This window comes from Staphylococcus caprae, assembly GCF_003966625.1.
Lineage (GTDB): Bacteria > Bacillota > Bacilli > Staphylococcales > Staphylococcaceae > Staphylococcus > Staphylococcus caprae.
Genome location: NZ_AP018587.1, coordinates 1,543,247 through 1,558,807, shown reverse-complemented (window position 1 = coordinate 1,558,807; position 15,561 = coordinate 1,543,247). Strand labels below are relative to the sequence as shown.

General features: G+C 33.6%; 16 protein-coding genes and 1 riboswitch. Of the genes, 11 read left to right on the top strand and 5 right to left on the bottom strand.

Going from position 1 to position 15,561, the window contains the following annotated elements; translation table 11 throughout:
- Positions 1 to 4: 4 nt before the first annotated feature.
- The 3 genes from JMUB898_RS07430 to cvfB all read right to left on the bottom strand — a co-directional run bounded on the left by JMUB898_RS07430 (position 5) and on the right by cvfB (position 2,716).
- Positions 5 to 649: a DUF443 family protein gene (locus JMUB898_RS07430; protein ID WP_268748836.1), complete on the bottom strand. Its 645-nt coding sequence runs from the start codon at positions 647 to 649 to the stop codon at positions 5 to 7.
- 119 nt (positions 650 to 768) lie between these two features.
- Positions 769 to 1,404 carry a DUF443 family protein gene (locus JMUB898_RS07425; protein ID WP_080981438.1) on the bottom strand — a complete coding sequence of 212 codons (636 nt, stop codon included), beginning with the start codon at positions 1,402 to 1,404 and terminating at the stop codon, positions 769 to 771.
- Between the two features lie 415 nt (positions 1,405 to 1,819).
- Complete coding sequence (gene cvfB, locus JMUB898_RS07420) at positions 1,820 to 2,716, bottom strand: RNA-binding virulence regulatory protein CvfB (protein ID WP_002442805.1); 897 nt, start codon at positions 2,714 to 2,716, stop codon at positions 1,820 to 1,822.
- Between the two features lie 217 nt (positions 2,717 to 2,933).
- On the opposite strand from cvfB, the gene JMUB898_RS07415 reads away from it, so the two are divergent.
- The 9 genes from JMUB898_RS07415 to lysA all read left to right on the top strand — a co-directional run bounded on the left by JMUB898_RS07415 (position 2,934) and on the right by lysA (position 13,409).
- On the top strand, positions 2,934 to 4,541 hold the full coding sequence (locus JMUB898_RS07415; protein WP_002442807.1) for an ABC-F family ATP-binding cassette domain-containing protein: 1,608 nt from the start codon (positions 2,934 to 2,936) through the stop codon (positions 4,539 to 4,541).
- Positions 4,542 to 4,846: 305 nt separating this feature from the next.
- Positions 4,847 to 5,023: riboswitch (Lysine riboswitch) on the top strand.
- An 86-nt stretch (positions 5,024 to 5,109) separates the two neighbouring features.
- A complete protein-coding gene (locus JMUB898_RS07410; protein ID WP_002442809.1) occupies positions 5,110 to 6,312 on the top strand; it encodes an aspartate kinase in 1,203 nt (400 codons plus the stop codon).
- Positions 6,313 to 6,380: 68 nt separating this feature from the next.
- Positions 6,381 to 7,370, top strand: a complete 990-nt coding sequence (locus JMUB898_RS07405) for an aspartate-semialdehyde dehydrogenase (RefSeq protein WP_002442811.1) — start codon at positions 6,381 to 6,383, stop codon at positions 7,368 to 7,370.
- A gap of 1 nt (position 7,371) precedes the next feature.
- Complete coding sequence (dapA, locus tag JMUB898_RS07400) at positions 7,372 to 8,259, top strand: 4-hydroxy-tetrahydrodipicolinate synthase (protein WP_002442813.1); 888 nt, start codon at positions 7,372 to 7,374, stop codon at positions 8,257 to 8,259.
- Positions 8,256 to 8,981 carry a 4-hydroxy-tetrahydrodipicolinate reductase gene (gene dapB / locus JMUB898_RS07395; RefSeq protein ID WP_002442816.1) on the top strand — a complete coding sequence of 242 codons (726 nt, stop codon included), beginning with the start codon at positions 8,256 to 8,258 and terminating at the stop codon, positions 8,979 to 8,981. The genes dapA and dapB overlap by 4 nt, the downstream gene beginning before the upstream one ends.
- A 26-nt stretch (positions 8,982 to 9,007) precedes the next feature.
- The gene (gene dapD / locus JMUB898_RS07390; RefSeq protein ID WP_002442818.1) at positions 9,008 to 9,727 is read left to right on the top strand and encodes a 2,3,4,5-tetrahydropyridine-2,6-dicarboxylate N-acetyltransferase; all 720 of its coding nucleotides are present in this window, start codon (positions 9,008 to 9,010) and stop codon (positions 9,725 to 9,727) included.
- 182 nt (positions 9,728 to 9,909) lie between these two features.
- Positions 9,910 to 11,061: a M20 metallopeptidase family protein gene (locus tag JMUB898_RS07385; RefSeq protein WP_126501966.1), complete on the top strand. Its 1,152-nt coding sequence runs from the start codon at positions 9,910 to 9,912 to the stop codon at positions 11,059 to 11,061.
- 5 nt (positions 11,062 to 11,066) lie between these two features.
- Complete coding sequence (locus tag JMUB898_RS07380) at positions 11,067 to 12,143, top strand: alanine racemase (RefSeq protein WP_126501965.1); 1,077 nt, start codon at positions 11,067 to 11,069, stop codon at positions 12,141 to 12,143.
- Positions 12,144 to 13,409 (top strand): diaminopimelate decarboxylase, encoded by a 1,266-nt coding sequence (gene lysA / locus JMUB898_RS07375; RefSeq protein WP_002442824.1) that lies wholly within the window; start codon positions 12,144 to 12,146, stop codon positions 13,407 to 13,409.
- Between the two features lie 364 nt (positions 13,410 to 13,773).
- Here the strand turns inward: lysA and cspA are convergent, their stop codons facing one another.
- Together cspA and msaA are read right to left on the bottom strand one after the other, a co-directional pair.
- Positions 13,774 to 13,974, bottom strand: coding sequence for a cold shock protein CspA (gene cspA / locus JMUB898_RS07370; protein ID WP_002433901.1), 201 nt, complete (start codon positions 13,972 to 13,974; stop codon positions 13,774 to 13,776).
- 182 nt (positions 13,975 to 14,156) lie between these two features.
- Positions 14,157 to 14,465, bottom strand: a complete 309-nt coding sequence (gene msaA, locus JMUB898_RS07365) for a regulatory protein MsaA (RefSeq protein ID WP_037541442.1) — start codon at positions 14,463 to 14,465, stop codon at positions 14,157 to 14,159.
- A 159-nt stretch (positions 14,466 to 14,624) separates the two neighbouring features.
- Between msaA and JMUB898_RS07360 the strand changes: the two genes are divergently transcribed.
- Both JMUB898_RS07360 and JMUB898_RS07355 read left to right on the top strand, forming a co-directional pair.
- The gene (locus JMUB898_RS07360; RefSeq protein ID WP_002442828.1) at positions 14,625 to 14,894 is read left to right on the top strand and encodes an acylphosphatase; all 270 of its coding nucleotides are present in this window, start codon (positions 14,625 to 14,627) and stop codon (positions 14,892 to 14,894) included.
- Between the two features lie 25 nt (positions 14,895 to 14,919).
- Positions 14,920 to 15,546, top strand: a complete 627-nt coding sequence (locus tag JMUB898_RS07355) for a 5-bromo-4-chloroindolyl phosphate hydrolysis family protein (protein ID WP_037541443.1) — start codon at positions 14,920 to 14,922, stop codon at positions 15,544 to 15,546.
- Positions 15,547 to 15,561 lie beyond the last annotated feature (15 nt).

The window sequence follows — 15,561 nt, the reverse complement described above, 5'->3', positions numbered from 1 at the left end:
CCTACTATCGTTTCCATTTAATTTCCCCCATCTTGCCGTGGATTTCAACATACGAGTAAAGCATGTTGTTTTGAAATAAAATAATAAAAAATAAAAATGCTATTAAGAAAATAAAACTAAAGTTTGAAATAGTCATAAATAAGAACGCATAAATTATAGCTAGTAAAAAAATAGAGAAAGATATACTAATTAAAATATTTGCTAGTAAAATAGAAAAATGAGGCCATACATATGCACTTCGTTGAGCATTTTCTATTGAAATATCAATTTTTCTTTCATCTTTTTTATTGATGACAATTTTAAATATTAATAAAGGTACGATAACTAGCAATACTATTACTAAATTTAAGATAAAGTTAGTTGAAAAATCCATATAATCACCTATAGATTTAGTTAATATTCCGATTAATGAGCCAATCCCAGCAGTCCACCCTATCAGTGAATCATTTTTATCTTTTTCTTCCTTTGAAATGTTCGCAGTTTTTATATCTTTTAGTTCCCGTTCGTTAATTTCTTTTAGTGGGTGAGGCGTTATGTAATTGATTAATGGCAAGATAAATGATAGTTTATTACGATTTAAGTTTATTATATAGTGTTTTCCGTTATTGTGTATCAATCTGTATTTGTTGTTCTTTTTAAGAGATTCAATTGTTATAGAATTGATTGTTTTTCTCCCCTTTTATATCTATGTTTAATACAACCCCAATATTATCTTTCAAATAAGTTAACTTAAGAAAAATAAAATTGAGTTAACTATAATCCATACTGCTATCGGTTCAATTTGATTTCCCCTATCTTTCCATCAATTGTCGTTTGCGCATATAAAATAACATTTTGAAATAGGATAAAAGTTAGAAATATCATTATTCCCAAAACAAATATTATATTTGTTTGTTTTAACCACAGAAATCCATATGTTGTAGCAATGAAAATAAATGTAATAGGTAAGTTATAAATGATATTTTGAAATAAAACTTTAGAATTTGGCAGTATAAATGCTTTGCTTTCAGCATAACTTAATTCTATACCTAACTTAGTTTTCTTTTTTCTATCAACGATACTTTTTATTAAGACAATTGGAATAATTGCGATTAATACAAACATAATATTAATTAAAATATTTGTAGAAAAGTTCAAGTAATCAATTAATGACCTTGTTAAAGTTGCAATTAAAACAGCTACCCCAGCCCCTAAGATATTTAATGAGTCACGTTTATTTTTCTCATTTTTAGAAATAAATGCTGTCCTTATATCTTTCAACTCATTTTTATTAACTTCTATAAGTGGTTGACGTGTAATATAATTCAACAACGGAAATATGTAGAATATTTTATTTCTATTGAGATTTATAATGTAATATGAATTATCAAAATTTATAATTTTGTATTTACTATTTTTCTCTATTGTCTCTATAGTAATTTTATTAATACATGTATCCTCCTCTCCCCTTATTAAAATTTATTATCTTAAAATGATGATGACACTGTTTTTCGGATTGGTTAAAAAATTTTAAACATCCTCAAGTTCTTTTGCTAAGTACTTTGTATTATTGTAAAAATACTAGTCGCTCTCCCTAAATTACTTTACTTAGTTGTTATTTATCTTGATTTTATTGAAACCTGTAAAACGTATATATAATATTTTATATAAATATTGTACCAATCATTATACGTGATACCTAGTTTTTTATAATGATTTATAAATTGATTTTTAGTAGAAATTGTAAGTATAAAAGATGGAAATAATAAAGGGACTTTACTTAATAAATAAAAATACTTATTCCCTACGTGCTGTAAGAAATAAGTATTAACCCAATATGCTATTCTTCTACTCTACTCCAACCTTTTTTAGTAAGAGTAATTTTGCCTGTTTCGATATTGATGATTTTCTTCTTATATAAATGACCAATGGCACGTTTAAATGAGCCTTTACTCATATTGAATACTTCTTTAATAGCTTCAGGACTTGATTTATCCCAAAATGGCAACTCGCCATCATATTCAACTAGTAAATCGAAAATAATTTGTCCATCATCATCGAGACGTTCATGAGCTAGTGGTAAGAATGAACCATTTAATTCGCCTTTATCATTATGACCGATGATGCGCACCTCAACTTTTTCACCTAAACGAGGCTCTTCTTTACGTTCAGATTCATGTACAAAGATTTTGTAACCATCTTTGCTCAATAAGAAACTTCCTACTCTTAATAAGCGATATGATCGTGCTTCTATCATTTCGTTTTGTTTACTCTCATCCATGACTGGTGTAAACATTCCTTCTACAATTGTTTCACTCGCAAGACGACCAAACATTTGATTATTACTGTCTATTCTTAATGTAACAAGTAAGTAATCTCCGGCTTGTGGCCATAATTCTTTTAATTTTGGTAAGTCTTCCCATGGAACTAATACTTCACGTGGTAAGCCTACATCGATATGTGCACCGTCACGATCTGTTTTTAATACTTTTGCGAAATCGTATTTATCCTTCGTTATGTCAGGCATATTTTGTGTAGCAAAAAGTTCGCCCGAACGGTTAGGATAAACGAAGAAGCTATATTCTTCCCCTATTTCGAATTCATCTTCTTCTGCTATCTCTGACTGATTTAATTTTACTTGTTCGCCGTTTGGTCCTTTTAATAAATAAGTAGAACCTTGCAATCCTTCTACTTCTAGAAATTCTATTGAACCTACGATATCTTTATCTAATGCCATTCTGTTCTCCTTATAATCATGTGATTTTTAAATTTCATTCATGTTTCTTCTATATAAATAGTTCTTTTCAAACTAAAATAAATGATTCGATACGATAAAATTCCTTTCAATTATAACATGAGTCACGCATTCTATCATTACTATGGCAACGAGGTCGAAACTCCTACTATTATATGATATAATTTCTCCGTTAGAATAACGATAAAGGAGCAAATGCATGTTACAAGTAACTGATGTAAGTTTACGTTTTGGTGATCGTAAACTATTTGAAGATGTAAATATTAAATTTACTGAAGGTAATTGTTATGGCTTAATTGGTGCAAACGGTGCAGGTAAATCAACGTTTCTAAAGATTCTATCTGGTGAAATTGATTCACAAACAGGTCATGTTTCATTAGGAAAAGATGAACGTCTAGCTGTATTAAAACAAGATCACTTTGCATACGAAGATGAGCGCGTATTAGATGTCGTGATTAAAGGACATGAGCGTTTATATGAAGTAATGAAAGAAAAAGATGAGATTTACATGAAGCCAGATTTCAGCGACGAAGATGGTATTCGCGCAGCTGAACTTGAAGGTGAATTCGCAGAAATGAATGGCTGGAATGCGGAAGCTGACGCAGCGAACCTATTATCTGGTTTAGGTATTCAAGCGGATTTACATGACAAGAAAATGTCTGAGCTTGAAAACAATCAAAAAGTGAAAGTATTATTAGCTCAAAGTTTATTTGGAGATCCTGACGTACTTCTACTTGACGAGCCTACAAACGGTCTAGATATCCCTGCTATTAGTTGGTTAGAAGATTTCTTAATTAATTTTGAAAATACGGTCATCGTCGTATCTCACGACCGTCACTTCTTAAACAACGTATGTACACACATTGCCGATTTAGACTTTGGAAAAATTAAAGTCTATGTAGGTAACTATGATTTCTGGTATCAATCAAGCCAATTAGCTCAAAAAATGGCTCAAGAACAAAACAAGAAAAAAGAAGAAAAAATTAAAGAGTTACAAGACTTTATTGCTCGTTTCTCAGCGAATGCTTCTAAATCTAAACAAGCGACAAGTCGTAAAAAACAACTAGACAAAATTGAATTGGATGATATCCAACCATCTTCAAGAAGATATCCATATGTTAAATTTACTCCTGAACGTGAAATAGGAAATGATTTATTAACAGTTGAAAATCTCTCTAAAACAATTGATGGTGAAAAAGTATTAGATAACATTTCATTCACAATGAATCCGAATGATAAAGCCATCTTAATTGGTGATAGCGAAATTGCTAAAACAACTTTACTTAAGATCTTAGCTGGTGAAATGGAACCTGATGAAGGTACATTCAAATGGGGTGTCACAACATCGCTCAGCTACTTCCCTAAAGATAACTCTGAATTCTTTGATGGTGTAGACATGAATTTAGTAGATTGGTTACGTCAATATGCACCTGAAGACGAACAAACTGAAACATTCTTACGTGGATTCTTAGGACGTATGTTATTTAGCGGCGAAGAAGTTAAGAAAAAAGCAAGCGTCTTATCCGGTGGTGAAAAAGTTCGCTGTATGTTAAGTAAAATGATGTTATCAAGTGCGAATGTTTTATTACTTGATGAGCCAACAAACCATTTAGACTTAGAAAGTATTACTGCAGTAAACGATGGTTTAAAATCATTTAAAGGTTCTATCATTTTCACTTCTTATGACTTCGAATTTATTAATACAATCGCAAATCGCGTGATTGATTTAAATCAACAAGGTGGTTTATCTAAAGAAGTCCCTTACGAAGAATATTTACAAGAAATTGGCGTTTTACAAAATAATTAATGAAGCAATGTTACCTCTTGAGAGTCAAAAGATTCTCGAGAGGTTTTTGTATTACCTTATGTTTTACTGGACTGCATTTCTTTAATAAACGATTTTACTCTCTTTTGCCAAACTTCTTTCACACCACCCCTTGCTGATTAAAAACTAAAACTATTAAATGCTACTACTTATAAAAATATTTCTTAAAATTAAATCACATATGAAGTGAACTCACCCCGAAAATTTTCAGTATATTTCAAAAAATCTAACATATTGGTTTACAGAGATATGTACTCTATGTATAATAAACACATATCAATTGAATAAGATTTTGATGAGGCGCATCAATCATGAGTAAAATTTAGAATTTTGCCTGCTAGCAACTAATTTTGAAAGGGTGCGATGCCGAAACAATTCATAATAGCAGTTATGAGTCGTTGGACTTTTTGGTTAAGAGCTAAAAGTTTGTCATTATTATTAAATAATGGAGTGCATCACTTGTACATAAATGTAGAGCAAGTTCGCGCATTCCGAACTTGCTCTTTTTTTACATCGTGTGTGCCTTCCTTATTAAACAGGAGGACTAAAATTGAACAGAAGTGTTTTGAAATTTGGCGGTTCTTCCGTCAGCGATTTTACAAAAATAAAAAATATTGCTGAAATGCTTAAAACACGTGTAGACAAAGGAGAAGAATTAATCGTTGTGGTCAGTGCAATGGGCAAAACGACTGATCAATTAATGGAAAATGTGTCTTCATTGACTTCCACACCTAAAGATCAAGAACTTGCGCTTTTACTTACCACTGGCGAACAACAAACCGTCTCCTACCTTTCAATGGTACTCAATGACATTGGTGTAAGTGCTAAAGCAATGACAGGATATCAAGCAGGAATTAAAACGATTGGCCATCATTTAAAAAGTAAAATTGCCGAGATTGATCCAGAAACATTTAATCAAGCATTTGAAAAACATGATGTACTTGTGGTTGCAGGATTCCAAGGCATTAACGATGAATTCGAATTAACTACACTAGGTCGTGGAGGTTCAGATACAACCGCAGTAGCCTTAGCAGCAAGTAACCAAACGCCTTGTGAAATCTATACAGATGTTGATGGTGTTTATGCGACGGATCCTAGAATATTAAGTCATGCGAAGCGTTTAGAATATGTTTCATATGAAGAAATGATGGAAATGAGCGCGCTTGGTGCAGGCGTACTAGAAACGCGAAGCGTTGAGCTTGCTAAGAACTATGATATCCCGCTTTATTTAGGAAGAACATTATCAAATTTGAAAGGAACATGGATTATGTCTAGAACAGATTTATTAGAGAAAAAAGCCGTCACAGGGGTAGCTTTAGATACACACATGATGCACGTAACGATTAGTTATCCCCTTCCAGATAATCGCTTACTCACTCAATTATTTACAGAATTAGAAGAAGGTTCAGTCAATGTCGATATGATTTCTCAAATCGTGAATCTTGAAGGATTACAGCTATCATTTTCAATTAAAGATAGTGACGTTCATCAAATTTCTTCAATTCTTGAAAATTTATCAGAACAATTTGACGCGTTAGATTATAAAATCAATGAAGAATACGTTAAGATTTCACTCATCGGTTCAGGTATGAGAGATATGTCAGGTGTAGCTTCTAAAGCATTTATGACTCTCATTAATTCGAAGATACCATTCTATCAAACGACTACCTCAGAAATTAGTATCTCGTATGTGATTGATGCTGAAAATGGTCAAAGAGCAGTCGAAGAATTATACAAAGCCTTTGATATCTAAAGTTGATATAATATATTTATTAAGAATTTTCTTAAAATTACCAATATTACAAATGGAGTGACTTTATTATGACAAGATTAGCAGTAGCCGGAGCAACAGGTTTAGTAGGAACAAAAATGTTAGAAACATTGGACCGTAAAAATATTCCTTTCGATGAGCTTGTACTCTTCTCATCAGCACGCTCAGCTGGAAAGAAAGTTGAATTCCAAGGTCAAACATATACCGTTCAAGAATTAACAGATGAAGCAGCAAGTGAACATTTCGACTACGTGTTAATGAGTGCAGGTGGTGGTACAAGTGAACATTTTGCCCCACTCTTCGAACAAGCGGGTGCCATAGTTATTGATAACTCAAGCCAATGGCGTATGACTGAAGATGTAGACCTAGTTGTTCCAGAAGTGAATGAACCTAAATTCACACGTGGAATTATTGCAAACCCTAACTGTTCAACTATTCAATCAGTAGTACCTCTTAAAATTTTAAAAGATGCTTATGGATTGAAACGCGTGGCTTATACGACTTATCAAGCGGTTTCAGGCTCAGGTATCAAGGGTAAAAGAGATTTATCTGAGGGCGCTAATGGTAAAGAACCGGAGGCATACCCTCACCCGATTTATAATAATGTTTTACCTCACATCGATGTTTTTCTTGAAAATGGTTATACCAAAGAAGAACAAAAAATGATTGATGAAACAAGAAAAATTTTAAACGATAAAGATTTGAAAGTGACTGCAACTTGTGTACGTGTACCAGTTCAAGACAGTCATAGTATTGAAATTGACGTGACATTAGATAAAGACGCGACGGTCAAAGATATTCAACGTTTATTTGAACAAGATGACAGAGTTGTACTTGTAGACAATCCTGAGAAAAATGAATATCCATTAGCAATTCACTCTACAGGTAAAGATGAAGTCTTTGTAGGTCGAATCCGTCGCGATGATTCATTAGATAATACATTCCATGTATGGTGTACATCTGACAATCTCCTTAAAGGAGCAGCATTAAACGCAGTACAAGTATTAGAACAAGTTTTAACTTTGAAAGGAGCTCGATAATATGACACACATGTTTGAAGGCGTTGGTGTAGCTCTTGCTACTCCTTTTACAAATAATGAAGTTGATTACGACGCATTAGAAAGACATGTACAATTTTTATTAGAAAATCAAACTCAAGCGATTATAGTGAATGGTACAACAGCAGAAAGCCCTACTCTTACTGATGAAGAGAAAGAACAAGTACTTGAAACAGTAGTGAAATTAGTAAATCATAAAGTTCCTATTATTGCAGGAACTGGTACGAATAATACTCAGAAATCTATTCAAGCATCGAAACGTGCAAAAGATATAGGCGCAGATGCAGTTATGCTGATTACACCTTATTATAATAAAACGAATCAACGTGGTTTAATTAAACATTTTGAAACGATAGCAAATGAAGTGAAATTACCGGTCGTCTTATATAATGTGCCTTCTCGTACAAATATGACAATCGAACCTGAAACTGTAGAAACCCTTAGTCACAACGAATATATTGTAGCGCTTAAAGATGCGACAAATGATTTTGATTATATGGAAGAAGTTAAACAACGTATTAATCAAGACGAATTCGCATTATATAGTGGTAATGATGACAATGTCGTTGAATTCTATCAACGCGGTGGTAAAGGTGTTATATCAGTTATCGCAAATGTTATTCCACAAGAATTCCAACATTTATATGATGCTAAACAAAGTGGAGAGGATATTTCAACACAGTTTGAACCTATTAGAAAATTATTAGATTCACTATCAGTAGACGTCAATCCTATTCCAATTAAAGCCCTTACTGCACACTTAGGATTTGGTAATTATGAATTAAGATTACCGCTTATTCCTTTAGAAAATGCAGAGCGCAAAGTATTAGAGCAAGCTTATGATCAGTTTAAAGCAGGTGAACAATCATGAAGATACTACTTATAGGCTATGGTGCTATGAATCAACGTGTTGCAAGATTAGCTGAAGAAAAAGGTCATGAAATCGTTGGTGTTATAGATCGAACTCCTAAAGCATCGACACCGTACACACATTACAACAGTATTGCAGAAGCTGAAGCACATGCGGATGTTGCAATTGACTTCTCTAATCCGGAATTACTATTTCCATTATTAAATGATACATTTCATTTACCTTTGGTGATTGCTACGACTGGTGAGAAGGATACGTTAATTACTAAATTGGAAAAGTTAAGTCAAAATATGCCTATTTTCTTTAGTGCGAATATGAGTTATGGCATTCACGCCCTTACTAAAATCTTAGAAACGGCTGTTCCCTTACTTCAAGATTTTGATATCGAATTAACTGAAGCACATCATAATAAAAAAGTCGATGCCCCAAGTGGCACACTAGTCAAATTATATGATGTTATCAAGGAACTCAGAGCGCAAAGCACTCCAGTATATGACCGACATGATAAAACTGAGAAACGTTCAAAAGATGAAATAGGTATACACGCAGTTCGAGGCGGTACTATCGTTGGCGAGCATGATATTTTATTTGCTGGTACTGATGAAACGATTACCATTTCACATAAAGCGCAATCGAAAGATATTTTCGCAAATGGAGCTATAGGCGCTGCTGAAAAGTTAATCCACAAAGAAAATGGTTATTACACTTTCGATAATTTATAAACGTTAAACAAAGGAGAATATAAACTATGGTACAACATTTAACTGCACAGGAAATTATTCAATATATCAGTGATGCTAAGAAAACAACGCCATTAAAAGTATATGTCAATGGTCGTTTTGATGATGTCACATTCCCTGAATCATTTAAAGTCTTTGGTTCAGCAGATTCTAAAGTTATCTTTTGTGAAGCGGATGATTGGAAACCGTTCTATGAACAAAATCAAACTCGCATTGAAGATGTAGAAATTGAAATGGATCGACGTAATTCAGCAATTCCACTTAAAGATTTAACTCATACTAATGCACGTATTGAACCAGGTGCATTTATACGTGAACAAGCAATCATTGAAGATGGTGCTGTTGTAATGATGGGTGCAACGATTAATATTGGTGCAGTTGTTGGTGAAGGCACAATGGTAGACATGAATGCGACATTAGGCGGTCGTGCCACAACAGGTAAAAATGTTCACGTGGGTGCTGGTGCCGTACTAGCTGGTGTTATTGAACCACCAAGCGCTGATCCAGTGGTCATTGAAGATAATGTATTAATTGGTGCCAATGCAGTTATTCTTGAAGGTGTACGTGTGGGCGAAGGTGCTATTGTGGCAGCTGGTGCAATCGTAACTCAAGATGTCCCTGCTGGTGCTGTAGTTGCTGGAACGCCTGCTAAGGTGATTAAACAAACGTCTGAAGTTGAAGACTCTAAACGTGAAATTGTCTCTGCTTTAAGAAAGTTAAATGATTAATAAGTAGTTATGTGTTAGTCATTTTCCAATAAATGAATGTTAAAGGTTGAAGCAAATGATACTATCGAACGCTGATGTTGGGTTCTATTCATTTGTTTCACCTTTTTATTATAAAATGAAGCACCCCCTCTAGTTATAAATACATAATTAAAGAATAAAACTTCATACAAGGAATGATTAAGATGAATGAATTAGAATTTGTAACGAAACATAGAAGACATTTACATCAATATCCAGAATTAAGTTTACATGAATTTGAAACAACGGAATATATTACGCAATTTCTAGATGAATTGGGAGTGACATACGACCGCCCTCTTGAAACGGGCGCTATTGCTTATTTAGAAGGTCAAAGTGATCATACTATAGCCTTTCGAGCAGATATTGATGCTTTACCTATATTTGAGGAAAATGAAGTAGAATATAGAAGCAAAACGGATAATGTCATGCATGCGTGTGGACATGATGGCCATACGACGGCGTTGATGTTATTCGTAACACGTTGTAAAGCGATGGCCGATAAAGGAGAACTACCTCATAATGTGGTCTTTATCTTCCAACCTGCCGAAGAAACTGGCGGAGGTGCCAATCGATTGATTAAAGCAGGCGCATTCGATAAATATCCTATCGAGGCTGTATTCGGCATTCATGTGAATCCTTTTGCTGAAGAAGGAAAAGTTGTTATTCGTGATGAAGAAATTACAGCAAGCGCCACAGAATATCGCTTCTATTTAGATGGTTTATCTAGTCATGTTGCTGATAAGGAGCAAGGTCATTCATGTGGTGAAGCGCTTCAGCATGTTTTAACTCAAGTAGGACAGATTCAACAATATCACCTCAATGGTTTGAAACGTAATATCGTTCATATGGGTCACTTTGAAGCGGGAGAAGCCATCAATACTGTACCAAGTCATGGTTATCTTGAAGGTACAATCCGTACTTATGACGTAGATGATTTAACCGTGGTTAAACAGCAGATGAATAAGATTGCTGAAAGTGTACAGTTGCTATTTAATGTAGAATGCCAAGTCAAATTTGAGGAAGGTTACCCACCTACAATGAATAGCCCTAAGTTGCGTGAAAGTGTTGAACGTGCTTTAGAAGGTGCTAATTTAGAAGTTATTGATAAACCTACCCCGTTCTTATTTGGTGAAGATTTCAGTTTTTATGGTCAACAACTTGCGCCATCTTATTTTGCATTTGTAGGTACTCAGAATAAAGATAAAGGTTATGTCACAGGTTTACATACCTCTCATCTTAATTTTGACGAAAAGGTATTAATTGATGTAGCGAATTATTATGAACAATTACTAAGAAATTATAAAGAGGTGTAAGGCAATTGACAGCAATTTGGTCAGTAGATACAGAAGCGTTTTATCAGAATGCTGTAAACGTTAGAAATGAACAACCTATTATGGCAGTTGTTAAGAACAACGCTTACCATTACGGTTTAGAATTTGCAGTGAAACAATTTTTGAAGGCAGGTATTAATACGTTTAGTACTACGTCATTGAAAGAAGCTGTACGTGTGAGAGAAATCGCACCTCATGCAACCATTTTCCTAATGAATGCAGTATATGACTTTGATACTGTAAGAGAATATCAAATTCACATGACCCTTCCCTCTTTAGTATATTATTACGAGTACAAAGAGGATTTAAAAGGTATTCATGTTCATTTAGAGTTTGAGAATTTATTACATCGCTCAGGATTTAAAAATTTAGATGAGCTACATGAGGTTCTGGAAGACCATACTCAAAATGACAATAGCGAAAAAATGATTATTTCGGGTCTATGGACACACTTCGGATATGCAGATGAATTTGATGTGCCGGAATATGGTATTGAACGTGAAGCTTGGTTAAATGTATTAAATACTTTGCTCGAGGAAGGCTATACATTTGAAATGATACATGCGCAAAATAGTGCGAGTTACTATCGAGAAGGTCAACAAGTTCTTCCCTATCATACTCATGCACGTGTGGGTATTGCGCTTTACGGGTCTAGACCTTATAGAAAGTTAGATACAAGTCGTATTCAACAGTCTTTAACAGTTAAAGGAAATGTGATTCAGACACGTGAAGTAAATGCCGGAGATTATTGTGGGTATAGCTTTGCCTTTGAAGCCACAAAAGACCATACACGATTAGCCGTCGTTGATGTTGGATATGGTGATGGTATTCTTAAATCAAGGGCACGACATGAAGCTATGATAAACGGAAAACGTTATCCAATTAGAGCGCTAATGATGAGTCATATGTTTGTTGAAGTAGATGACGAAGTTCATGCACAAGATGAAGTAGTATTATATAATAATGATATACGCATTGATGAATTTACATTCAAAGGTGTGGGCGCGAATTCTGAACAACTGAGCGCTATGAACCACGATTCTCTAATAAAGGAGTACATATAAATGGCAGTAGAATATAATGATTATGGTGAATTAACTATGGAAGGTACAAGCTTAAAGACGGTTGCTCAAAGCTTTGGTACCCCTACTATCGTTTATGATGAAGATCAAATCCGTACTCAAATGCGCAGATATCATGAAGCATTTAAGAAAAGCGGTTTAAAATATAATATATCGTATGCCTCTAAAGCATTTACGTGTATTCAAATGGTAAAACTTGTTCAAGAAGAAGATTTACAATTAGATGTTGTTTCTGAAGGTGAACTTTATACTGCGTTAGAAGCTGGCTTTGATGCAAGTCGTATCCACTTCCATGGGAATAACAAAACTAAACGTGAAATCCAATATGCATTAGAAAATGGTATTGGTTATTTCGTGATCGATGCTTTAGAAGAGATTGACTTAATCGATAAATATGCAAGTAATGATGTGAATGTCGTTATACGCGTTAATCCAGGTGTTGAGGCGCATACGCATGAATTTATCCAAACAGGACAAGAAGATAGTAAGTTTGGTCTTTCAATTAAGCATGGTTTAGCACTTGAAGCGGTCAATAAAGTAAAAACTTCTAAGCACTTACAATTAAAAGGTGTTCACTTCCATATAGGATCTCAAATTGAAGGAACTGAAGCAATGATTGAAACGGCTAAGATTGTGTTGAATTGGTTATCTGACAATGATATACAGGTAGACTTACTTAACTTAGGTGGCGGTTTTGGAATCAAATACGTTGAGGAAGATGTAAGTTTCCCTATTGAAGAAGGCATTGCTGAAATTACTGATGCTATCAAAGAGACAGTACAATCATTGAATTATGAGTTACCTGAAATTGGTATTGAACCTGGACGTTCAATTGTAGGTGAAGCAGGAATTACGTTATATGAGGTTGGTACAATTAAAGAGATTCCTGAAGTTAATAAATATGTATCAGTGGATGGTGGTATGAGTGATCATATCCGTACTGCGTTATATGATGCTAAATATCAAGCGTTATTGGTTAATAGACATGAAGAAGCGGATGATACTGTGACAATCGCTGGTAAATTATGTGAATCTGGAGATATTATAATTAAAAATGCTAAATTACCTTCTTCAGTTCAACGAGGAGACTACTTAGCTATCTTGTCTACAGGTGCATATCATTATTCAATGGCTTCCAATTATAATCAAATGCAAAAGCCATCCGTATTTTTCTTAAAAGATGGAAAAGCACGTGAAGTGATTAAACGTCAATCACTGAGACAATTAATTATAAATGATACGAAATAATAGTGAAAAATGAGCGAGTAAAAGCTCACCTACTATCAATATAATTTTAATTAAAAACAATTTGAAAACGCCTTGGATAGATGATGTACTGAACCTATCCAAGGCGTTTTTACTTACTTTAAATTAAATGAAATTTAAAATTGAATTTTTCTGAATATCGTAATTGCTAAAAGATATTAGAGACTCTGTTTTTAGACACAGACATGCAAAAAATTATTAGATACTCTTAATTCTTATTTTTGGGCATAAAAAAACAGAAAGAAATTAACACCCATTTCTTTCTGAGATACTGTATGTATTGATATAAAAAACACCCTACATCTTGGTAAGGTGTTAGTTAAAGTCAATAATTACAATCTATTTATTATAGTTTAACAACGTTTGCAGCTTGAGGACCGCGGTCGCCTTCAACTACTTCAAATTCAACTGATTGACCTTCTTCTAATGATTTGTAACCATCTTGGTTGATTGCTGAGAAGTGTACGAATACGTCGTTTTCTCCTTCAACTTCGATGAAGCCGAAACCTTTTTCAGCGTTAAACCATTTAACTGTACCTTGTTTCATAATTCTGAAACCTCCAAGACTAAATTCTTTCAATATGCGTTATTCGCATATTACAAAAAATACGTGTGCTTATATGTATGATAAATCCAAATATTCTTTGCAATATGGAATAAAACAATTGCTTAATAATCATTATAGTTTAGTCATAGCTAAATTGCAATACAATTATAGAAAATTATCATTTAATCAATTTTTGGAAGATTAAAATAAACCTCATTATTTTTTAAAATAATAAAACTATAAAATATTTGTAAATCTTCTTCGCAATCTTCGCAAAAATTCAAGTCGCAATTATTGTAAAAGGCATGAATATTGTACTTTCCCACTACATAATTATCAAAACAATTCTTACATTCTTGAAGTAATTCTGTGTACCTTGCCAACATGTCGTCATAGGTATTAAAATCTAATCTTTCAACAACTTTTTCGGGCCAATCGCTAAATAGCCACCAACCTTCGTAGTCAGCCCTAATCTTTGCAACTGTCCACATTTCAAAATCCCCTTCCATGTTTAAAACCTATAACCTCAATTGTAACTTTTCATAATTCAAAATCAAGTTTCAAGACTCATACTTTTGGCCGATAGTACGTATAGCAATTATTAGTTTTTTACAACCAAAATACGTATAATGAAAACATGAGGTGATATTATGCAACGTAAACATATTCAAGTTTTCGGAACTGTTCAAGGTGTGGGATTTAGATTCTATACTGAACGTATCGCTAGAGAATACAATATTAAAGGGACAGTTCAGAATGTTGAAGACTACGTAGATATATATGCGCAAGGTAATAATAAAGAATTAGAACAATTTATACAATCGGTAATTAAAGGTGCTTCACCTGCTTCATCGGTTACGAATTATACTATTGAAGATTTAGATACCGATGACTCCTTAACAGAATTTAAAACGATTTAAACTTTAATATAAAGGAAGATGACATTTGAGATATAACATTTCTCGTATATTTGGAGTGTTAGTGGGTATACCAGTAGCTTTTGTCGTTTGGTTAGTTACTGTTTTTGCTTGGGATTTATCCTTTTTAATTGATGGTGTTATAGGGATAGTTGGTTTTTTAGCATCTTACTTCCCTACTCAAAGACTCACTTCACGTAAATATCTTAATGAAATCGGATTATCGCGAAGAGACTATAGATATGTTAGAGCGCAGCTTAACCAAGCTCAATTAAAGATTAGAAACATTTTAAAATCATTTATAAATATACGATCTATTAAAGATTTTAGACAGGTTAATGATATTTATCGTATTTCTCGTTCAATATATACGAGTATTAAACAACGTCCAGGGATGTTTTTCAAAGTAGAAGGTTTCTTTTATTCTCATTTAGACAATGCACTCAATTTGGTAGACTCGTATACACGTTTAGCTCGCATGCCAAGAAAGTCAAAAGAAGAAAAGCAAAAGCTTGAACAAACACGAATTACTTTGGATGAAGTGAAACGAACGTTAGTAGCAGATTTGAAACGTTTAAATGAGGAAGATTATGAACGACTCGATATTGAAATGGAATTAAATAAATTAGAACAGGAACGTCGTAAAGATGTATAACAGAAATGGAGAGAT